15 protein-coding genes are annotated in these 21685 nt (G+C 39.7%); 7 read left to right on the top strand and 8 right to left on the bottom strand.

Features of this window, described 5'->3' with window-relative positions; translation table 11 throughout:
• Window positions 1–15: 15 nt before the first annotated feature.
• Window positions 16–2385: a heavy metal translocating P-type ATPase gene (locus EZL74_RS09725; protein ID WP_131476417.1), complete on the bottom strand. Its 2370-nt coding sequence runs from the start codon at window positions 2383–2385 to the stop codon at window positions 16–18.
• Between the two features lie 107 nt (window positions 2386–2492).
• Between EZL74_RS09725 and EZL74_RS09720 the strand changes: the two genes are divergently transcribed.
• The gene (locus EZL74_RS09720; RefSeq protein ID WP_131476416.1) at window positions 2493–3173 is read left to right on the top strand and encodes a Crp/Fnr family transcriptional regulator; all 681 of its coding nucleotides are present in this window, start codon (window positions 2493–2495) and stop codon (window positions 3171–3173) included.
• 113 nt (window positions 3174–3286) lie between these two features.
• Window positions 3287–5419, top strand: a complete 2133-nt coding sequence (locus EZL74_RS09715) for a S9 family peptidase (protein ID WP_131476415.1) — start codon at window positions 3287–3289, stop codon at window positions 5417–5419.
• Window positions 5420–5505: 86 nt separating this feature from the next.
• Here EZL74_RS09715 and EZL74_RS09710 read toward each other — a convergent pair whose 3' ends face one another.
• The 6 genes from EZL74_RS09710 to tgt all read right to left on the bottom strand — a co-directional run bounded on the left by EZL74_RS09710 (window position 5506) and on the right by tgt (window position 12754).
• Window positions 5506–6765, bottom strand: a complete 1260-nt coding sequence (locus tag EZL74_RS09710; RefSeq protein WP_131476414.1) for an asparagine synthetase B — start codon at window positions 6763–6765, stop codon at window positions 5506–5508.
• A gap of 83 nt (window positions 6766–6848) precedes the next feature.
• Window positions 6849–8399: a replicative DNA helicase gene (gene dnaB / locus EZL74_RS09705; protein ID WP_131476413.1), complete on the bottom strand. Its 1551-nt coding sequence runs from the start codon at window positions 8397–8399 to the stop codon at window positions 6849–6851.
• A gap of 140 nt (window positions 8400–8539) precedes the next feature.
• Window positions 8540–9493, bottom strand: a complete 954-nt coding sequence (locus EZL74_RS09700) for an acetyl-CoA carboxylase carboxyltransferase subunit alpha (RefSeq protein WP_131476412.1) — start codon at window positions 9491–9493, stop codon at window positions 8540–8542.
• A 107-nt stretch (window positions 9494–9600) separates the two neighbouring features.
• Window positions 9601–10485 (bottom strand): DMT family transporter, encoded by an 885-nt coding sequence (locus EZL74_RS09695; RefSeq protein ID WP_131476411.1) that lies wholly within the window; start codon window positions 10483–10485, stop codon window positions 9601–9603.
• Window positions 10472–11557: an LptF/LptG family permease gene (locus tag EZL74_RS09690; protein WP_131476410.1), complete on the bottom strand. Its 1086-nt coding sequence runs from the start codon at window positions 11555–11557 to the stop codon at window positions 10472–10474. Before EZL74_RS09690 ends, EZL74_RS09695 begins: the two co-directional genes overlap by 14 nt.
• 66 nt (window positions 11558–11623) lie before the next feature.
• On the bottom strand, window positions 11624–12754 hold the full coding sequence (gene tgt, locus EZL74_RS09685; protein WP_131476409.1) for a tRNA guanosine(34) transglycosylase Tgt: 1131 nt from the start codon (window positions 12752–12754) through the stop codon (window positions 11624–11626).
• Window positions 12755–12995: 241 nt separating this feature from the next.
• Between tgt and EZL74_RS09680 the strand changes: the two genes are divergently transcribed.
• The 3 genes from EZL74_RS09680 (at window position 12996) to EZL74_RS09670 (ending at window position 18957) form a co-directional block, all read left to right on the top strand.
• Window positions 12996–13382, top strand: coding sequence for a hypothetical protein (locus tag EZL74_RS09680; protein WP_131476408.1), 387 nt, complete (start codon window positions 12996–12998; stop codon window positions 13380–13382).
• 88 nt (window positions 13383–13470) lie between these two features.
• The gene (locus EZL74_RS09675) at window positions 13471–17823 is read left to right on the top strand and encodes a CusA/CzcA family heavy metal efflux RND transporter (RefSeq protein WP_131476407.1); all 4353 of its coding nucleotides are present in this window, start codon (window positions 13471–13473) and stop codon (window positions 17821–17823) included.
• Window positions 17824–17826: 3 nt separating this feature from the next.
• On the top strand, window positions 17827–18957 hold the full coding sequence (locus tag EZL74_RS09670; RefSeq protein WP_131476406.1) for an efflux RND transporter periplasmic adaptor subunit: 1131 nt from the start codon (window positions 17827–17829) through the stop codon (window positions 18955–18957).
• Window positions 18958–18996: 39 nt separating this feature from the next.
• Here EZL74_RS09670 and EZL74_RS09665 read toward each other — a convergent pair whose 3' ends face one another.
• Window positions 18997–20169: a THUMP domain-containing class I SAM-dependent RNA methyltransferase gene (locus EZL74_RS09665; RefSeq protein WP_131476405.1), complete on the bottom strand. Its 1173-nt coding sequence runs from the start codon at window positions 20167–20169 to the stop codon at window positions 18997–18999.
• 88 nt (window positions 20170–20257) lie between these two features.
• Between EZL74_RS09665 and EZL74_RS09660 the strand changes: the two genes are divergently transcribed.
• Both EZL74_RS09660 and EZL74_RS09655 read left to right on the top strand, forming a co-directional pair.
• Window positions 20258–21001: a class I SAM-dependent methyltransferase gene (locus tag EZL74_RS09660; RefSeq protein ID WP_131476404.1), complete on the top strand. Its 744-nt coding sequence runs from the start codon at window positions 20258–20260 to the stop codon at window positions 20999–21001.
• On the top strand, window positions 21001–21669 hold the full coding sequence (locus EZL74_RS09655) for a ZIP family metal transporter (protein WP_131476403.1): 669 nt from the start codon (window positions 21001–21003) through the stop codon (window positions 21667–21669). Before EZL74_RS09660 ends, EZL74_RS09655 begins: the two co-directional genes overlap by 1 nt.
• The last annotated feature ends 16 nt before the right edge of the window (window positions 21670–21685 follow it).

Below are 21685 nucleotides of genomic sequence, written 5' to 3'. Positions count from 1 at the left end.
ATCATACCTCTATATTTATTTTCTTGCGAAATAATTACTCATAATCGTTACAAAACTAACTATGGTAATGGTGCTCAACGGCATGATGATAGCCGCTACTATTGGCAATAAATTTCCTGATACTGCGAAACTTAGTCCTACAATATTGTACAATAAAGATAAACAAAAACTCATATAAATTGTAATCATAGCGTTTTTTGAATACCTTAAAAAGAAATCAATCCGCTTAAATTGGCTGGCATCTAAGATTCCGTCACAGGCAGGAGAAAACACATTCACATTTTCAGAGATAGAAATTCCCACATTACTTTGGGCCAGTGCGCCGGCATCGTTCAGACCATCACCAATCATAAGGACATTCTTCCCTTGCTTCTGAAGGTTCTCGATAAAAGCTAATTTTTGTTCCGGCTTTTGATTGAAAACCAATTCGGTATTTTTAGGAAGTAATTGCTCTAACACTTCTTTTTCACCTTCATTATCTCCCGAAAGTACCTTGACTTCGTATTTTTTACTCAATTGACTGAAAAGTTCTTCCAAACCATCGCGATATTGATTGTCAAAAATGAATTTTCCTGTATAAATACCATCAATGCTTACGTATACATTAGTTTGTTTCAGCTGGTTTTCTTCAGCATCGCCAACAAACGAAGCTGAACCAACTTTTATGGTTTTTCCGTTAACTATGGCCTGAATTCCCTTTCCTGTTGTTTCCTCAAAATGAGTAACGGCAGCCACGGGAAATTCGGGCAGATAATCATACAATCTTCGACTCAGCGGATGGTTAGAACCCCTTAAAGCATTTTTGAGTAGAACCAAATCAGATTCCTCAAAAATTCCTTCCTGAACTATCGCCGATTTTTTATGAGTGGTGATGGTTCCGGTTTTATCGAAAACAATAGTGTCAACTTTGGCCAATTGTTCAACTACTATAGCATTTTTGAGATACAATTTACGGTTGCCCATAATGCGCAAAACATTACCCAAAGTAAACGGAGCAGTCAAAGCTAAAGCACACGGACAAGCCACTATCAAAATAGCGGTAAATACATTAAATGCCGTGGTAACATCTATAAAAACCCAGTAAGTAAACGAAATTATGGCTAATAATAACAATGCAGGTGTAAAGTAATGGCTGATTTGGTCAGTAATAGACTTGTGTTTTTGCTCAACTTTTTTCTGAAAAACATCATTACTCCACAACTGGGTCAGATAACTTTGAGATACTGAAAACATCACTTCCATTTCGATAACTTTACCAAGTTGTTTCCCTCCGGCAAAAATTTTATCACCCGATTTTTTTTCGATGGGGACCGCTTCACCCGTCACAAAACTATAATCAATGGAAGCCGAATCGGAAATTAATATTCCGTCAACCGGAATCAATTCCTGGTTGCGAATCAACAGCCTGTCGCCCTTTTCAATATCATACACTTGTACCGCTACTTCTTTACCACCGGGCAAAATTTTGGTAATGGCTATAGGGAAATAGGATTTGTAATCACGTTCAAATGAAAGAAAATCGTAAGTCTTTTGCTGGAATAATTTCCCCAACAACATAAAGAAAATCAAACCGCACATACTGTCAAAAAAACCCTGTCCGTAGTTAAAAACGATATCAACAGTGCTTCGGACGAACATTACCACTATGCCCAGAGCAATAGGAATTTCTATGTTCAGCATGCCTTGTTTAATGCTTTTCCATGCCGCCACATAATAACCGGAAGCCGAATAAATAAACGCCGGTAAGGAAAGTAAAAAAATCAGCCAACGGAAAAAATCTTTGTATTGATCAATCCAGAATTCATTGACTTCAAAATATTCGGGAAACGACAACAGCATAATATTTCCGAAGCAAAAAAATGCTACCCCAATCTTGTAAATCAACGAACGGTCAACCTTCTTTTTGCCTTCATCATAATTTTCCAAACTGATGTATGGTTCGTATCCAATAGAACAAAGCATCTCTACAATTTCCTGTAGCGAAGTTTTTTCGGGATTGTATGTAATACGGACTTTCTTCTCGGGGAAATTAACCTGAGAAGTACTTATTCCTGCCTGAAGCTTTTGTAAATTCTCCAAAATCCAAATACACGAACTACAGTGTATATGAGGAATGTAGAGTGAAACAATATGTGTTGAATTCTCCTTGAATTCCAACAATTTGTCGACAATATTTTCATTGGCTAAAAAATCATATTTACCTTTTATGTCCTGCGGAGTAGCACCAGGATTGGCTTGAAAATCGTAGTAACAGGACAAATCGTTTTGACTGAAAATTTCATAAACGGTCTTGCAACCGTTGCAACAAAAACTTCTGTCATCAAAAAGAATCTCTTCTTTCTTTACGACCTCGTTACCACAATGGAAACACTGTGATGTATTCATAATTTGCTCATTTACCTGATGCAAATATTAAATTTTGTTGAAAATTAAAATATGATAATTGTCATACTTTAGATATATTTGTAAAGGTTAAACCCTTATTTGGAATTATGAGTAAATGTGAACAGTGTATCGTTAGACAATTCAGCTCGCTCAAGGCTTTGGGTAAAGAGGAACTTTTAAAAATAGCTGAATGTAAGACATCCTACACGATTAAAAAGGGTGAACCGGTTTTTGAAGAAGGTGAAATGACTAATGGTATTTACTGTGTAAAAGATGGCGTGTGTAAACTTTCAAAACTCAGTTCCAACGGTAAAGACCAAATCGTCAAACTGGTAAAACCCGGAGAATTATTAGGCCAGCGTTCCATGATTAGTGAAGAACCGGCCAACCTCAGTGCCGTAGCCTTAGAAGATATGGAGGTGTGTTTCATTCCCAGAACAGAAATCATGCAGTTCTTCAATCAAAACAATCAGTTTTCTATGAATGTGATGAAAACCATTTGTGGTGACTTAAAAGATGCTGACGAACACATGGTCAATATGGCTCAAAAAAGTGTAAAAGAACGCTTAGCCGGTACCCTTATTTATCTCGAAGAAACCTTTGGCAAAGAAGCTGACGACACTTTGCGGTTACAACTTTCACGTGAAGAATTAGCCGGTATGATTGGTACTGCAACCGAAAGTTGCATCAGGCTGCTATCAGAACTCAACAAAAATAACCTGATTGAATTGGTAGGTAAACGCATCAAAATTATTGATAAAGCCAAACTACGACGCTTATCCGAATAATTACATCACTTCTTTTGAAACAAATTAAATCCTTACTGTAACAGCGGATACTTTTTTACTACTAAAGGGTATCCTTTTTTTATACATTTATCACAACAAACAAATACTTAATTATGAACAAAAAAATAGTTTTGGCATTCACATTCTTTATTGCTGTTTCGATGCAGGCGCAATTAAAGAAAATTACCTTAGACGATGCCGTAATGCAGCAAAACAGAGCCTTCAGAGCTGATAAATTATTAGGCTTTCAATGGATTCCGAACACGAATCGCTATGTGTATTATACCGACACATTTACCAAAATGATGACGGCCGACACCAAGAACAGTAAGGCAACTGAACTCATAACACTTGCTGACATCAATAAAGAATTGGGCACCAAACTGAAGAATTTTTTCGGAGTCTCGTTTATCGATTCCAACACCCTGTTAATCAATGATACCAACAAGTATTACACTTACAATATGACCTCAAAATCAGGGAAACTGATACAGACCACCGAGGAAGAAGCTGAAAATCCAACCTTTGACAGCAACCATGCCAACTTGGCTTTCACGGTAAAAAACAACTTGTACTTTTACAACAGCAAAGGAGAAAAAATTGCCGTAACTCAGGAAACAAACGAAGCGATCGTTTCGGGACAGTTTATTGCCCGCAACGAATTTGGTATCAACAACGGAATTTTCTGGTCACCTAAAGCCACTTTTTTAGCTTTTTATCAAAAAGATCAAACCGAAGTCGCCGATTATCCTTTGCTCGATATCAATGAAACTCCGGGCAAATTAGACAACATCAAATACCCGATGATTGGACAAAAATCGGAAAAACCCAAAGTAGGAATTTACAATTTGACCACTCAAAAAACCGTATTTATTTCACCTAGAGGCAATTCCGATGACTATTTGACGAATCTTTCCTGGACTCCGGATGAGAAATATGTGTTGATTGCTGAATTAAACCGCGGTCAAAACGATATGAATTTGAATGTATACGATGCCAATACCGGGGCTTACGTGCGAACAATTCTCAATGAAAAAAATCCAAACTGGGTAGAACCGGAGCACGAAGCATTCTTTCCGAATCCGAAATCCAATAATTTTGTGTGGTTCAGCGAAAAAGACGGTTTCCAAAATCTATACTATTACAGCATCGACGGGAAATTAATTAAGCAATTGACCGCTAATAAATTCCCGGCCCGAGAAATCCTGGGCAGCAACCCGGCCGGTACCGAAATTTACTTTACCGCAACAGGAGCTAATCCTACCAATATGTTAGCCTATAAAGTAGATTTAAAAGGAAAACAAACTCTAATCACCAAAGACGAAGGCGTACACGCCGTTTCGGTTTCTACTGATGGAAATTGGTTTTTTGATGAATTTTCAAATCATACCACACCGTCAAAATCATTATTGTACGACAAAAACCTGAAAGCAACCACTTTGTTGGTCAGCCCAAACAAATACGAGGGCTATGTGATGGGAACTTCCGAAATCAAAACTATCAAAGCGGCAGACGGCACGACCGATTTGTATACACGTTTGATTAAGCCCAGCGATTTTGACCCCAACAAAAAATATCCGGTTTTGGTGTATGTCTATGGCGGACCTCATGCGCAAATGATTACCAATTCGTACTTAGATGGTGCCAACCTTTGGATGTATTGGATGGCAGAGCAAGGCTATTTGGTTTTCACGGTAGACAATCGCGGTTCGGATAACCGAGGATTTGCTTTTGAAAGCGTAATCCATGGCAAATTAGGGACCAACGAAATTGAAGATCAAATGAAAGGTGTTGATTATTTGAAATCCCTACCTTATGTTGATGCCAATCGTTTGGCCATTCACGGTTGGAGTTTTGGTGGATTCATGACAACCTCTATCATGTTGCGCAAGCCCGATGTCTTTAAAGTAGGGATTGCCGGCGGACCGGTAACCGATTGGAAATACTACGAAGTGATGTATGGCGAGCGTTATATGGATACACCTGCGGAAAATCAAAAAGGATTTGACGAAGCCAGTACCTTGAATTATGTCAAAAATTTAAAAGGCAAATTGCTTTTAATCCACGGTACCAGTGATGATGTAGTCGTAATGCAAAACAACTTTGCTTTGATTAAGAAATTTGTGGAAGCGCAGAAACAGGTTGATTTCTTTGCCTATCCTATGCACAAACACAACGTAATGGGTAAAGACCGTGTGCATCTTATGACCAAAGTATTGAATTATGTGATTGACAATAATAAATAATTGAAAATACCGGATTATCAGTAAATGTAATCCCGATGAATCAAGACTAAAAAAAATCCCAAGCAGAAGCTTGGGATTTTTTTATTTTATGTTTTTTGCGGTTTCTTTCTTGCTGCCGGAAACAAAACATTGTTCAAAATCAGCCTGAAACCTGGTGAATTAGGATGTAAGTCCAAAACCGTTGGTTCGTCTCCTACTCTATGTTGGTAATCCTCGGGATCGTGACCACCGTAGAACGTGAAGAAACCTTTTCCTTTTTGCCCATGAATATAGCGAGCTTCATCATTGAGTTCGTTTTTTCCTAAAATCAAAACATTCGATTTAATCAAATTACTGTCAAAAGCCGTGGTCTGTCCCATAAAACCTTTAACGAGTTGCGTATGATTTTGACAAAGCATACTCGGAATTACATCCCATTTTGCTGAAAATTCCATTAATGTAAAATAATCCTTTTCAAACGGAATACGGCGTTTTTCGGTCATATCAATATCCGAGAATTCATAATGATCCGGTTTTCTGTCTAAAATAAAATCTTTGAAGGCAAAAGTTTTGGAGTAATCAATTTTTGATTGATAATTTGCATCGCTTCCATCCCCGTCAAACATGGGCTCACATATATCAACCCCTTCTGCAGATAATGCAATATCAAAACTATCCGTTGCCGAACACATGGCAAACATAAAACCACCTCCAATAACAAAATCCCTGATTTTTTTGGCCACCGCCAATTTTTCCTGTGATACTTTGGTAAATCCTAATTTAGTCGCTAAAGCTTCGGCTTCTTTCTTTTGATCAATATACCAAGGGGCATTTCTGTAGGCTCCGTAAAACTTACCATATTGACCGGTAAAATCCTCGTGATGCAAGTGCAACCAATCATACAAGAGCAATTGATCGCTTAATACCTCTTCGTCATAAACCACTTTAAACGGAATCTCCGCATACGTCAGCACCATGGTAACGGCATCGTCCCAAGGTTGCTTGCCCGGTGGTGAATACACCGCAATTTTAGGCGCTTTTTCTAAAACTACGGTTTCCATATTTTGAGACGGACTTGAGATATCATCCAGAATGGATTGTGCCTCTCCATCGGATAATATTTCAAAGCTTACACCTCTGATTTGACATTCTTTTCGAATCTCGGAAGCATCTGGCAAAAGGAATGAACCACCTCTGTAATTCAGTAACCAACTCGCCTTGTAATGTTTATCCAAGGCCCAATAGGTAATTCCGTATGCTTTAAGGTGATTTTTTTGCGCCGTTTCATCCATTGGCAGCAAAATAAAATTGGCTTTAACGGAGAAAGAAATCAGCAAAAGAATACTAAAGATTGATTTTTTAAACATCTTTTAAAAAAATTATATCCAAAGATAACAGATTTACTGTGAAGAAAAGCATAAAAAAATCCCGATGCACGGGATTCATATTTTTAGAAAGGAACATCACTGTCATCATCATCATCACGATTAATATTGCTGCCGAAAGCTTCATTTGGTGATGGCAAATTCTTGGTAATAAACGGATTGTCATCGAGATTCATTTTAGAAGGTAAATCATCAAAGGCACTGCCGTATTCTTCAAGGTTGTCAAACTTACCAAGACTTCCGATGAATTTCAATCGGATGTTTTCCAACGAACCATTACGGTGTTTGGCTATGATAAACTCAGCCTGACCGGCGGTTGGAGTTTGTTCATCATCATCCCATTCGTCAATTTTATAATACTCCGGACGGTAAATAAACGAAACGATATCCGCATCCTGCTCAATGGCTCCCGATTCACGCAAATCGGAAAGCAATGGTCGCTTGCTCGAACCACGGGTTTCAACCGCACGCGACAACTGCGATAAGGCAATAACCGGAACTTCCAATTCTTTGGCCAAGGCTTTTAAGTTTCTGGATATGGTCGAAATTTCCTGTTCGCGATTTCCGCCGCCTTTTCCATTGCTGCCTCCGGCGGTCATCAACTGAAGATAATCAACAATAATTAGCTTGATGCCGTGTTGTGATGATAAACGTCGCGCTTTGGCTCTTAAATCAAAGATGGAAAGCGAAGGAGTGTCATCAATATACAATGGTGCTTTTTCTAAATCTTTAACTTTGGTGGAAAGCTGTTCCCACTCGTGTTTTTCCAGTTTTCCGGTTCTCAACTTTTCAGAAGATAATCCGGTTTCAGAAGAAATTAAACGGGTAATCAACTGTACCGATGACATCTCTAACGAAAATACAGCTACGGGTTGGTTGAAATCTATTGCCATATTTCTTGCCATCGACAATACAAAAGCGGTTTTACCCATACCCGGACGAGCCGCAATAATAATCAAATCTGATGGTTGCCATCCGGAAGTAACCTTATCCAACTTCTCAAAGCCGGTTGGTATCCCGCTCAATCCTTCTTTGTTGGCTATCTCTTCTATCCTTTTTTTGGCCTGAATTACCAAACTTTGTGCTGTTTCCGAGCTTCGTTTGATGTTACCTTGAGTTACTTCGTACAATTTAGATTCAGCTTTATCCAACAAATCAAACACATCCGTCGACTCATCATAGGATTCTTCAATAATTTCGGAAGAAATTTTGATCAGGCTTCGCTGAATATATTTCTGAAGAATAATTCTGGAATGGAACTCGATATGTGCCGATGAGGATATTTTTTGAGTAAGTTGAATCAAATAAAAATCGCCTCCCGCCAATTCCAGCTTCCCATTCTTTTTTAATTGAGCCGAAACCGTTAATAAGTCAATAGGTTGAGAATCTGTGAATAACTGAAAAATAGCTTCAAAAATATGTTTGTGAGCATCTTTGTAAAAGGCATCAGGCTGCAGTATGTCAATGACCTCGTCTACCCCTTTTTTATCAATCATCATGGCGCCTAAAACTGCCTCTTCCAAGTCCATAGCCTGAGGAGGAAGCTTGCCTTTTTCTAAATTGATAATGGTGGTTTTATCAACTTTTATCGGGTTTATATTTCTGAGATTTTCCATAAGACGAAAGTAGCTATTTTATAACAAGTATCGGAGATGAGTTATCCCAAACCAATGTTTATAAGTTTAAGTTTTTTGTTAATAACCAAAAAAAAATCCGAAACCAGAGGGCTTCGGATTAAGATATTTTTTATAAGAAATTACTCTTTAAATTCACCCATTTTGCTGTATTTATCCATCCTTTGTGCTACTAATTCTTCTGTTGATAAATCTTTCAACTCATTGAACGCTTTCATGATGTATTGCTCTACAGTTTTGAAGGTTGTTTCTTTATCGTAATGAGCTCCGCCCAGCGGTTCAGGAATTACGTCGTCTACTAATTTCATTTTTTTCATATCAGATGACGTCAGTTTCAATGCTTCAGCCGCTTGCTCTTTGTATTCCCAGCTTTTCCACAAGATAGAAGAACAAGATTCAGGAGAAATAACCGAATACCAGGTATTTTCCATCATCAATACTCTGTCTCCTACTCCAATTCCTAATGCTCCTCCCGAAGCGCCTTCTCCTATAATCACACAAATAATCGGTACTTTCAGACGGACCATTTCCAGAATATTACGGGCAATAGCCTCACCTTGACCTCTTTCTTCAGCCTCTAAACCAGGATAAGCTCCCGGAGTATCGATTAATGTTACAACCGGAATGTTGAATTTTTCAGCCATTTTCATCAAGCGCAATGCTTTGCGATAACCTTCAGGACTGGCCATACCGAAATTACGCAACTGACGCATTTTGGTATTGATTCCTTTTTGTTGCCCGATAAGCATGAACGATTGTCCGTCAATTTTTCCTAAACCGCCTACCATGGCCTTGTCGTCTTTGAAATTTCGGTCACCGAACATTTCCAAAAAAGTACCTTTGGTCAGGTTAGCAATATGTTCTAAAGTATAAGGACGATTAGGATGGCGTGAAAGTTGTACACGTTGCCAAGCTGTTAAATTTTTATAAATTTTACGCTTGGTTTCCTCTAGTTTTTTTTCAATTTGTTTACAAGTAGCACTGACATCTACATTTGATTCAGCACCTATTAACTGGCATTTATCGAGTTGTTCTTCTAATTCTTTGATTGGAAGTTCAAAATCTAAATATTCCATAGGGTTGTTGGTTTTATTTAATCGAGCAACAAATATAAAATTTTATATCGTGATAAAAAGCACTTTTTCAAGATTACTTTTAAATAAAAATTAACAATAGCTGTCGTCTAATTTAATTGATTCTTTCTCGATTTAATGATGGCATTTAAAACAACTGTTACTAAGATGATAACAGCGCCCAAGTAGAATTCAAAGCTCATTTTTTCTTTTTCTTCAAAAACAATCACAGCCAAAATAATTCCGTAAATGGGCTCTAAATTAATAGTAAGCATCACTGTATAGGGGCTCAAAAATTTCATTACCGAAGTGGAAGCAATAAATGCATAGGCCGTACAAAAGGAACTCAGGATGAATAAATAGAATAAATCATTAACCGAAAGTACAAAAAAATCAGAAGAAAAACTACCGGTAAACAACAAGAATAAAGTAAAGAAAATCACTCCTCCGCTGAGTTCATAAAACGAAATAACGGTTGCCTCGTGTGACTTTACCAGTTTACTGTTGATGACTGCAAAAAGGGCAGAAAGAAAAGCAGAAGTCAGCGCTGTCATCATTCCCCAAAAGTAGTTTCCTTCCACGTTAAAAATGATGTACAATCCGGCAACTACGAGCAAGCCGAAAAAAACTTCATACCAAACTATTTTTTTTCCGAACAAAACAGGCTCTAACAACGAGGCAAATAAAGCTCCGGTAGAAAGACAGGCCAAGGTTACAGATATATTAGAAATCTTGATGGCATGAAAAAAGGTATACCAATGCAGGGCAATGATTAACCCGGAGAACAAAAACTGGACTAAGGCTTTTGCAGAAACTTTTACGGAAAGTTTTTTGAAATAAATATAAATTCCGATAAAACCAACCGCAAAAAGCATTCGGAACCAAACCAACGGCAAGGCATCAAGGGTAATTAAAGCCCCTAAAACCGCTGTGAATCCCCAAATAAAAACAATAAAATGGAGATGCAGGTAGCTTTTTACATTATCGCTTGGCATTGCGCAACAGATAAATGGCTAAAATTCCGAAAACAATATTGGGAATCCATACAGCTATGATGGGCGGCATGGTTGATTTTTCGGCGAGAACACCGAAAATTTTATCAAAAAAGACAAATGAAAAAGCCAGGATGATTCCGATGGCTAAATTGGCTCCCATTCCCCCTCTTCGTTTCATGGAGGAAACGGCCACCGCTATAATAGTAAGAATGAAAGCCGAAACCGGAATGCTGTATTTTTTATATAAAACCACCAAATAAACATTGATATTGGAAGACCCACGGGCCTTTTCCTTTTCGATGAATTTATTTAAATCTCTCAGGTTAAGCGTTTCCGCAATGTAAACTACCGGTGCTAAATCTTCTAAATCAAAGTTAAAAACAGTATCTTTTTTTTCTCCTGATTCGATAATATCCCCAAACTCTCCAATCTTTCTTTTGTTGTAATTGTAAAGTGTATACGTACTGTCTTGGGGATTCCATTTAATTCTTCCGGCAGTGAGTTTGTATTGCAGTTTATCGTCTTTAAATTTCTCCATAGAAAAATTAAACGCCATTTTGGAAACATCATTAAAACTACTCACAAAAATATATTCGTCTTTACTAATTTGACGAAAAACATCGGAGTCGTCGCGCATTTCGCTGATACCGTTTCCTATGAGGTAGCGGTACCTGAAATCCTTAAACCCGGCACTGGCATTGGGTACCAAAAAAACACTCATTATCAAAGCAAACAATGAAACTATGGTTGCTCCTATTATATAAGGACGCAGAAATCGTGAAAAAGAAATTCCCGAACTCAAAATGGCAATAATCTCGGTGTTGTTGGCTAATTTAGAGGTGAACCAAATGACCGAAAGGAATAAAAATATCGGAAATAATAAATTGGCAAAATAAATAGTGAAGTCGAGATAATACTTAGCAATGGCACTAAAAGGTACTTTGTTTTCAATCATCTTATTGACCTTCTCCGAAACATCAATCACAATTCCAATCGGAATAAACATCAACAACATTACTATAAATGTAACTAAGTAGCGTTTAAGGATGTATTTGTCAATTATTTTTAACATCGATTGTTAGATTATTTAGAAAGTTAGACTTTTAATGGGTCTGCCGAGTCTAAGTACCGCAAAGTTCTATAGACGTTGGCTCATTTGTTTCACCATCATGTCTTTCCAAACTCTGAAATCTCCTGCTAAGATATGCTTTCTGGCTTCACGAACCAACCACATGTAAAAACCCAAATTGTGAATAGTTGCAATCTGTTTCCCCAGATATTCGTTAGCGGCAAACAAATGACGTAAGTAGGCTTTGGTATACTCGGTATCCACAAAGGTATGCCCCATTTCATCAATCGGAGAAAAATCATCTTCCCATTTTTTATTTTTGATATTGATGGTTCCGTTGGCCGTAAATAACATTCCGTTACGGGCATTCCGGGTTGGCATCACACAGTCGAACATATCAATTCCCAAAGCTATATTTTCCAGAATATTTATTGGCGTTCCCACTCCCATCAAATAACGAGGTTTGTCTTGGGGCAGAATTGCAGTGACCACTTCGGTCATCGCATACATTTCCTCGGCAGGCTCTCCTACTGATAATCCTCCGATGGCGTTGCCCTGAGCTCCGGCATTGGCAATATACTCAGCTGATTGTTGACGTAAGTCTTTATAAGTACTTCCTTGAACAATTGGAAAAAGTGTTTGCTCGTAACCGTACTTCACCGGTACTTTTTCCAAATGATTGATACATCTGTCTAACCATCGGTGCGTCATGTGCATAGAACGTTGGGCATAACGGTAATCGCACGGATAGGGTGTACATTCATCGAATGCCATGATGATATCGGCGCCAATAGTGCGTTGAATTTCCATCACATTTTCGGGGGTAAAGAAATGATACGAACCATCGATGTGTGATTTGAATTTCACTCCTTCTTCTTTAATTTTTCGGTTGGAAGAAAGGGAATATACTTGGTACCCGCCACTATCGGTCAGAATATTGCGGTCCCAGTTCATGAACTGGTGCAAACCACCGGCTTTTTCCAAAATATCGGTTTGCGGTCGCAAATATAAATGGTAGGTGTTTCCCAAAATAATATCAGGATTAACTTCTTCTTTTAATTCGCGTTGGTGTACCCCCTTAACAGAGGCAACAGTTCCAACCGGCATAAATATAGGGGTTTCAATCACTCCGTGGTCAGTGGTAATCGTTCCGACACGGGCTTTCGAATTGGGATCATTCGCTAGTAATTCAAATTTCATTATAGGTAATTTTCAGTCGGCAAAGATAAAAGAATTAGGTTTTAGGATTCGAGGATTTAGGATTTTATTTAACAGTAGATTTTTTTGTGAAGGATTTAAGTTGAGATGGATATATTATTTTCAAAACAGAGAATATAACAATCAAATTATGTAGAATTACTCTAAATTTTCCAAACAATACAAACAAAAACGTTTTTGTTAGTAACTTTGTGAATCGAAATTTAAATATTTCAATCCTAGCATGAAACGAATATTGGCCTTGGCCTTTTTATCGCTTTACTTATTTTCGACAACCGAATTCCACGAGTTGTTGAAGCTACCTGCTATGGCCGAACACTATGACGAGCATAAAAAAGAAAAACCCGAAATTTCAGTATGGCAGTTTTTGTGCATTCATTACGCCCATGGTGATGTCAACGACCATGACCACGACAAAGACATGAAGTTGCCTTTCAAGACCCATGACAATTGTAGTTCTCCAAATTTTATTTCTCTGATTCCCGAACACAAATTCACTATCGAAAAACAGGCTTTATTTGTAACAGCCAAAAATACGCCCAATTACTACAAAGAAGTCCTTACGACTCATTCTTACAACAGTATTTGGCAACCGCCCAAAATTAGTTAGTTTTTTATCTCAATAAAAATCATGTGTTCTGTAAAAAGACTCTTGATTTGTCTCTTATCGAAGTAAAAACTAATTAATAGTTACATTCATGCTAAATAAAATTATCGAGTTTTCTGTTAGGAACAAACTCTTGGTAGGGCTCATGGTTATTGCCCTTGTAGGTTACGGTATATACGAAACCACTAAATTACCCATTGATGCGGTACCCGATATCACCAACAATCAGGTACAAGTTATCACCATTGCTCCCTCATTCGGAGCCACCGATATTGAACGGTTGGTAACCTTCCCCATAGAACAAGCCAATACCAACATTTCCGGATTAAAGGAAATCCGAAGTTTTTCGCGTTTCGGCTTGTCATTGGTCACCATTGTTTTTGATGATGAAACCGACATCTATTGGGCGCGCCAGCAAGTAGCCGAGCGCTTGCAAAAAGTACAAACCGAAATCCCGCAAGGTATTGGGACTCCCGAGCTGGGACCGGTTTCTACCGGTTTGGGTGAAATTTACCAATACGTCGTTCGCCCCAAAAAAGGCTATGAAAAAAAATACACCGAAACCGAATTGCGCACCATTCAGGATTGGATTGTCAGAAGGCAGTTACTGGGCGTAAAAGGGGTGGCCGAAGTCAGCAGTTTTGGCGGGAAATTAAAACAATACGAAATTGCAGTAAACCCCAATAAGCTACAGTCGCTCGGACTCACCATAGCCGATGTCTTTACTGCCGTCGAAAAAAACAACCAAAATACCGGCGGGGCTTATATCGAAAAAGGCGCTACTTCCCTATTCATCCGAAGCGAAGGATTAATTGGTACTGTCGAAGACATTCAAAACATCGCCATCAGAACCGAAGCCTCGGGAACCCCATTGTTTATTCGTGATGTAGCCGATGTCAAAATTGGGTTTGCTACCCGCTACGGCGCCATGTGTTATAACGATGAAGGCGAAGTTTCGGGAGCTGTTGTAATGATGCTCAAAGGGGCTAACAGCAGTGATGTCATCAAAAACGTGAAAGAACGCGTGGCACAAATTCAAAAAACCTTACCCGAAGGTGTGGTGATTGAGCCGTTTTTAGACCGAACCAAAATGGTCGATCACGCTATTGGTACTGTAGAAAAAAATTTATTGGAAGGTGCCCTGATTGTAATTTTTGTTTTAGTGTTGTTTCTCGGTAATTTCCGAGCCGGATTATTAGTGGCCTCGGTGATTCCGCTGGCTATGTTGTTTGCCATCATCCTCATGAACACTTTTGGCGTAAGCGGCAACCTGATGAGCTTGGGAGCTTTAGATTTCGGATTGATTGTTGACGGAGCCGTCATCATCGTCGAAGCCGTAATGCACCAACTGGCTCACAGTAAAAAATTCAGCAATGTAGAAGCTTTATCGCAACCCAAAATGGATAAAACGGTGGAAAGCGCTGCCGGAAAAATGATGAACAGCGCCGTATTCGGGCAAATCATCATCCTGATTGTGTACTTACCCATTTTCACCTTAGAAGGTATTGAAGGCAAAATGTTTAAACCAATGGCGCAAACGGTGGCTTTCGCTTTATTGGGGGCATTTTTGCTTTCCTTAACCTATATTCCGATGATGAGTTCGCTGTTTTTGAGCAAAAAAATCAAACACGAACCCAATTTTTCAGACCGCATGATGATTTGGATTGAAATCAAATACCAACATGCTTTAGAGAAAATCCTCGGTTATTCAAAAACCGTGATTATTTCCGTGATGGGTCTTTTTGTAGTGGCCGTCATTACGTTGAGTTCTTTGGGAGGCGAATTCATTCCGGCACTCGAAGAAGGCGACTTTGCCGTAGATACCCGCGTCCTCACCGGAAGCAACTTAACAACCACCATTGCCAGTACGCAAAAAGCAGCTCATATTTTAAAGTCCCAATTCCCCGAAGTGGAAAAAGTAGTCACCAAGATAGGCAGCGGCGAAGTCCCCACCGACCCAATGCCCATGGAAGCCGGTGATATGATGGTCATTATGAAAGACAAAGAGGAATGGAAATCAGCCAAAACCTTTAATGAAATGGCGGAAAAAATGAGTAAAGCGTTAGAAGATGTGCCCGGTATAACCGTCGGATTTCAATATCCGGTGCAAATGCGTTTTAACGAATTGATGACCGGAGCGCGCCAGGATGTGGTATGCAAAATATTTGGTGAAAATTTAGATACTCTTGCCGTTTATGCGGATAAATTGGGCAAAATTGTCTCATCAGTCGAAGGCGCTCAAAACCTGTTCATAGAACCCATAACCGGTATGCCGCAAGTAGTCATAGATTACAACAGAAACACCATTGCGCAATACCATTTGAGCATTGATGACATCAACAAAGTAGTCAATACAGCCTTTGCCGGACAAACCACCGGATTGGTTTTTGAAGGCGAAAAACGTTTTGACCTGGTGGTTCGCCTCAACAGCTACCAACGAAAAGATCTTGAAGATGTACAAAACCTTTTAATCCCTACGCCACAAGGCACTCAGATTCCGTTATCCCAATTGGCAGATGTGAGCATCAAAAACGGTCCAAACCAAATTCAGCGCGAAGATGCCAAACGGCGCATTGTGGTTGGATTCAACGTCAGAGGCCGCGACGTGCAAAGCATCGTACACGAATTGCAACAAAAAGTAGAGAAACAAATCAAACTGCCAACCGGCTACTACACTACCTATGGCGGAGCATTCGAAAACCTGAACAAAGCCAAAGATCGTCTGATGATTGCTGTTCCGGTATCTTTGTTGCTGATTTTTGTTTTATTGTTCTTCGCTTTTAATTCGGTCAAACAGGGATTGCTCATTTATTCCGCTATTCCACTTTCGGCCATAGGCGGTATTTTCTTTTTAGCCCTGCGCGGCATGCCGTTCAGCATCAGTGCCGGAGTTGGTTTTATAGCCCTCTTTGGTGTGGCCGTTCTAAACGGTATTGTACTGATATCCGAATTCAACCAACTGAGAAAAGAAGGCCTGACCGATTTACACCGCATCGTCCTCATGGGAACCAAAGTCCGTTTACGCCCTGTATTGATGACTGCTTTTGTAGCCTCATTGGGCTTTTTACCAATGGCACTGAGTAATGGCGCCGGTGCCGAAGTGCAACGACCACTGGCTACCGTTGTGATTGGCGGTCTAATGATTGCCACGTTCTTAACGCTTTTTGTACTTCCTATCTTATACATCACTTTTGAAAAAGGATTGAACATGAAACCCCTCAACAAAACCGCTACACTGATTGTTCTATTGGTTACTTTGTCGTTTACCAAAGCCGAAGCCCAAAACCCAATACGTTTGGAGGCCGCTATCGAAACGGCACTGAAAAACAATGCAACGGTAAAAAACGAACGCTTGAAAGCCGATTATCAAAAACAATTGATCAAAACAGCGGCCAATGTACCGGCCACCAATATTACCGGTGACTACGGGCAAATCAACAGTTTCTATAACGATAACCGCATTGGCATTGCCCAATCCTTCAACTTCCCAACGGTCTACAGCCGACAAAAAAAATTGTATACCGAAGAGTGGAAAACAGCGACCCTAAACGTGGCTTTGAAAGAAGCCGAATTGAAAAAAGAAGTAACCCAACTGTTTTATGCACTGGTGTATCTGTCCGAAAAAGAGCGTTTGCTGCAACGAAGCGACAGTCTGTTTAGTGTGTTTGCCCAAAAAGCCACGCTGCGTTTCAAAAAAGGCGAAAGCAACATTCTGGAAAAAACCACAGCCGAAACCCAACAGGGAACCATACAAACCCAGTTGGCCCAACTTCAGCAGGAAAAAGCCGTTTTGCAAAGTAAATTTCAGTTGACGTTAAATTCCGAAACCCTTGTCGTTCCCGAAACTGACCAATTGAAATTGGCTTTGACCGTTTCAGCCGACAGTACTGCCGTGGCCAAACACCCAACAATTCAGGTGTTGGAACAACAAAAGAAAGTGACCTTGGCAGCCACCAAGGCGGAACGTTCCAAACTGTTACCGAGCATTACACTGGGATACAACAGCGCGACCATCACCGGAACCGGAGCTGACAACGTGTATTATGACAAAAGCACCCGTTTCCAATCGGTACAATTTGGACTAGGGATTCCTTTATTTGGCGGCGCACAACGGGCAAAGATTAAAGCGTCAAAACTGTCTGAAACCATGGCCGATAACGAATATCAAAAAGGAAAAATGGAACTGCAACAGTTGCTTTTAAACACCCAATTGCAATATCAAAAAAGTGCCGAACGCTTAGAATATTATGAAAAAACGGCCTTGCCCAATGCAAAAACCATTACGGCTACTGCGAACAAACAATTCTATAACGGGGAGATTAACTATCTCGACTGGGTGATGCTTATTCACCAGAGTATTGCCATACAAAACGATTACATCAACATGGTCAATCAGTACAACGATGCCGTAATCGAACTCCATTACCTTACTTCAAAAAATTAACATATGAAAAAGATCATCATAACCTTAACAGGACTATTGGTTTTGAGTTGTCAGTCCAAAAAAGAAGAACCGGCTGCAAAACCCGAAACAATAAACGAAACCACCGTATCGCTAACCGAAGCCCAATTGAAAAATGCCGATTTGGCTTTGGGACAATTGGAAAAAAAATCATTGTCAGCGGTCTTGAAAGTAAACGGACAAATTGATGTACCCCCGCAAAATCTGGTATCCATCAGTATGCCGTTGGGCGGTTATTTAAAATCCACGCAATTATTACCCGGAATGCACATCAACAAAGGCCAAATAATCGCCACGATGGAAGACCAGCAATACGTTCAATTGCAACAGGATTACCTCACAACCAAGTCGCGCCTGTATTTTGCCGAAAAAGAATACGACCGTCAAAAAGAACTCAATCAAAACCAGGCCAGCAGCGACAAAGTCTACCAAATGGCCGATGCCGATTATAAAACGTTGCGTATCACATTGAATGCTTTGGGCGAAAAACTGAAATTAATCAATGTCAATCCGAACACCTTATCCGAAAAGAACATTTCTAAAAGCGTGAACGTGTATGCGCCCATCACCGGATTTGTTTCCAAAGTAAATGTCAATATTGGCAAATATGTCAATCCGGCCGACGTGTTGTTTGAATTGATCAATCCCACCGACATTCATCTCAATTTGAAAGTTTTTGAAAAAGACATCACCAAATTGGCTATCGGACAAAAATTAGTGGCCTACACCAACAACCAGCCCGAGAACAAGCATCAATGCGAAATTATTTTGATTAGCAAAGATTTGTCAATCGACGAGCATTCGGCGGAAGTGCACTGTCATTTTGAAGACTATGACAAAACGCTCTTGCCGGGAATGTACATGAATGCCGAAATTGAAATCAAAAGCCACAACGTTTTAACCTTGCCCGAAGCCGCCGTGGTCACCTTTGAAGGCAAAGAATACATTTTTACCGCATTGGACAAAACCAACTTCAAAATCACCGAAGTCACCACCGGTACGCGTGAAAATGGGTTTATCGAAATTGTCAACGGTGAAAACTTCAACGGAAAAAGCATCGTGACCCAAGGGGCTTATACCCTGCTGATGAAACTCAAAAACAAATCAGACGAATAATTCTATCTATAAAAAAAGCCCCCCGTTGAGGGCTTTTTTTTAATCTATGTCATCCGTATTGGTTTGAAACTTTGTTCTCTTACTGCCGGCATACATTTCGTATTTTACGAGGCGCGCTTCTAAACTACCGTTAAAAAGTTTGATTTTGCGAGAAGGTCGCAAGCCCACAAATTTCAACGCTTCCAAATTGGCTGTGATAAACCAAGCATTCGTATTTGGATAATTGTTTTTCAAGGTATCCCCCAATTCGCGGTAAAAACGCTCCAAATCGATATCCAAACGCTCACCATACGGCGGATTGAAGACCATGTGCAACGGACCGGCATTTTCCTTTTTGGTATCAAAAAAATTAGCTTGCTGTACCGTCACGTAATCGTCTAAATTGGCATTAGCAATATTGTCTTTGGCTTTGTTGACTGCGCTTGGCGCTTTGTCATAACCGGTAATCGTATAATGGAACTCTTTGGTTTTCTTCATGAGTGAATCGATAATCTGATCGAACAAATCATTGTCCCAGTCGTTCCATTTTTCAAAGGCAAATTCTTTACGGTTAATGTTGGCCGGAATATTACAGGCAATCATGGCCGCTTCGGCCAAAATGGTTCCCGAACCACACATCGGGTCGAGGAAATCACAACTGCCGTCCCAGCCCGACAACAACAGCATACCTGCCGCTAACACTTCATTAATCGGAGCAATATTGGTCGCCGTTCTATACCCTCTGTGGTGCAATGATGCTCCCGAAGTATCCAAAGAAACCGAACATTGGTCGCGGTCAATGTGGATGTTGATTCGCAAATCAGGAAAGTCTTTGTCGATGCTCGGGCGTTGGCCAAACTTCTCGCGAAACTGGTCAACGATGGCATCTTTCGCTTTTTGGGAAACGAATTGCGAATGCTTGAAATGATCGGAATGTATCGTCGTATCAATCACAAATGTTTGATTGGCATTCAAATACTTAGACCAGTCTATGTTTGAAATTCCTTTATACAAACTTTGATCGTTAAAAGCCCGAAAATGATAGATGGGTTTTAAAATTTTCAAAGCCGTACGCAACGATAAATTGGCTTTGTACATAAATCCCTTATCCCCTTTGAAACTGACGGCGCGTGTGCCGATTTCAATATCCTGCGCTCCCAATTGCTGTAATTCTTTCGCCAGTATTTCTTCAAAACCAAAAAAGGTTTTGGCTATCATTTTAAAGTTCTCCATAATCCGCTGTAATTCGAATTCCAAATTTGAAAATCCTCGGCAAAAATACACTAAATTTGCACGTTCAGAATTCATTTGAAAAGAATAAATGTCAGATACTGCAAATTGTAAAGCCGAAAATTGGTATGCCTCTTGGTTTGATACCCCGTATTACCATATTTTATATAAAGATCGGAATTACCGTGAAGCGCAAATCTTCATGGACAATCTTACCCATTATTTAAACCTGCCCGAAAAAGCCAAAGTCTTGGATTTGGCTTGTGGTAAAGGCCGTCATTCGATTTATTTGAACCAATTGGGCTACGATGTCATCGGGGCCGATTTGTCAGAAAACAGTATAGCCGAAGCCAACAAAAATGCCAACGACACCCTGCACTTTGTAGTGCATGACAAACGCGAACCGTTTGAGCAGAAATTTGATGCGATTTTCAACCTATTCACCAGTTTTGGGTATTTTGAAAACGAAGCCGATGATTTAAAAACGTTATTGGCTATTAAAGAAAGTCTTTCGGAATATGGGTTTGCCGTGATTGATTTTATGAATGCGCACCAAGTGATTGAAAATTTGATTCCCGAAGAAACCAAAGAAGTTGACGGTATTGTTTTCCATATCAAACGCTATGTTTCAGATGGATTCATTATCAAGGAAATTGATTTTGAAGACAATGGTTGTCCGCATCATTACGTTGAAAAAGTAAGAGCCTATACGTTGGAAGATTTTCAGCGTATGATGAATGAGGCCGGAATTTATTTGTTAGACACTTTTGGCGATTACAAACTGAAGAAATTCCACAAAAACAGTAGTGAAAGACTAATCATGATTTTTAAATAATGAACTATATACTTCCATTACTATCCGTCCTTTTGGGTTATGCCATTGCTATAGGATTAAAACCCAAAGACAAAAAAGGATTGAAGCTCTTGTTGGCGTTCAGTGGTTCATTCTTGTTGTCCTTAACCGTGATGCACCTGCTCCCCGACGTGTATGAGAACAGCAATAGTTCGGTGGGGATTTTCATCATGGTGGGGATCTTATTTCAAATCATTTTGGAGTTTTTTTCCAAAGGCGCCGAACACGGTCATGTACACGGCCATGGCAAAATTTCACAAATGCCCTGGTTGTTGTTTGTTAGCTTGTGCCTGCACGCGTTACTCGAAGGGTTTCCGGTAGGGCATCATCACGATTTAGCCTATGGCATTGCCATTCACCACTTACCCATCGCGATTATACTGACTACTTTTTTTCTTCAGGCTGAATTGAATAAAACAGTGTTGTTTTTCTTCATGCTCACCTTTGCCATCATGACGCCGCTGGGAACCTTTGTGTCCGATAGCTTTCCGATTTTAAACCAATATTACACCCAAATCACCGCAGTGGTTATTGGAATCCTGTTCCATATTTCCTCGACCATTATTTTTGAAAGCAGCGAAGGACACAAGTTCAATATCGCCAAAATTTCGATGATTATTTTAGGGATGGTTTTTGCGAGTTTTTTATAATCCAGAAGGCAAAAAC

The sequence above is a fragment of the Flavobacterium silvisoli genome, assembly GCF_004329815.1.
Lineage (GTDB): Bacteria > Bacteroidota > Bacteroidia > Flavobacteriales > Flavobacteriaceae > Flavobacterium > Flavobacterium silvisoli.
The sequence above is the reverse complement of the archived record's forward strand: the minus strand, read 5'-3'. Positions and strand labels throughout refer to the sequence as shown.

What these genes read in the sequence shown, in the direction of transcription:
- EZL74_RS09725 (WP_131476417.1), bottom strand. Translation starts at nt 2,385, where the DNA reads ATGAATACATCACAGTGTTTCCATTGTGGTAACGAGGTCGTAAAGAAA.
- EZL74_RS09720 (WP_131476416.1), top strand. Translation starts at nt 2,493, where the DNA reads ATGAGTAAATGTGAACAGTGTATCGTTAGACAATTCAGCTCGCTCAAG.
- EZL74_RS09715 (WP_131476415.1), top strand. Translation starts at nt 3,287, where the DNA reads ATGAACAAAAAAATAGTTTTGGCATTCACATTCTTTATTGCTGTTTCG.
- EZL74_RS09710 (WP_131476414.1), bottom strand. Translation starts at nt 6,765, where the DNA reads ATGTTTAAAAAATCAATCTTTAGTATTCTTTTGCTGATTTCTTTCTCC.
- dnaB (WP_131476413.1), bottom strand. Translation starts at nt 8,399, where the DNA reads ATGGAAAATCTCAGAAATATAAACCCGATAAAAGTTGATAAAACCACC.
- EZL74_RS09700 (WP_131476412.1), bottom strand. Translation starts at nt 9,493, where the DNA reads ATGGAATATTTAGATTTTGAACTTCCAATCAAAGAATTAGAAGAACAA.
- EZL74_RS09695 (WP_131476411.1), bottom strand. Translation starts at nt 10,485, where the DNA reads ATGCCAAGCGATAATGTAAAAAGCTACCTGCATCTCCATTTTATTGTT.
- EZL74_RS09690 (WP_131476410.1), bottom strand. Translation starts at nt 11,557, where the DNA reads ATGTTAAAAATAATTGACAAATACATCCTTAAACGCTACTTAGTTACA.
- tgt (WP_131476409.1), bottom strand. Translation starts at nt 12,754, where the DNA reads ATGAAATTTGAATTACTAGCGAATGATCCCAATTCGAAAGCCCGTGTC.
- EZL74_RS09680 (WP_131476408.1), top strand. Translation starts at nt 12,996, where the DNA reads ATGAAACGAATATTGGCCTTGGCCTTTTTATCGCTTTACTTATTTTCG.
- EZL74_RS09675 (WP_131476407.1), top strand. Translation starts at nt 13,471, where the DNA reads ATGCTAAATAAAATTATCGAGTTTTCTGTTAGGAACAAACTCTTGGTA.
- EZL74_RS09670 (WP_131476406.1), top strand. Translation starts at nt 17,827, where the DNA reads ATGAAAAAGATCATCATAACCTTAACAGGACTATTGGTTTTGAGTTGT.
- EZL74_RS09665 (WP_131476405.1), bottom strand. Translation starts at nt 20,169, where the DNA reads ATGGAGAACTTTAAAATGATAGCCAAAACCTTTTTTGGTTTTGAAGAA.
- EZL74_RS09660 (WP_131476404.1), top strand. Translation starts at nt 20,258, where the DNA reads ATGTCAGATACTGCAAATTGTAAAGCCGAAAATTGGTATGCCTCTTGG.
- EZL74_RS09655 (WP_131476403.1), top strand. Translation starts at nt 21,001, where the DNA reads ATGAACTATATACTTCCATTACTATCCGTCCTTTTGGGTTATGCCATT.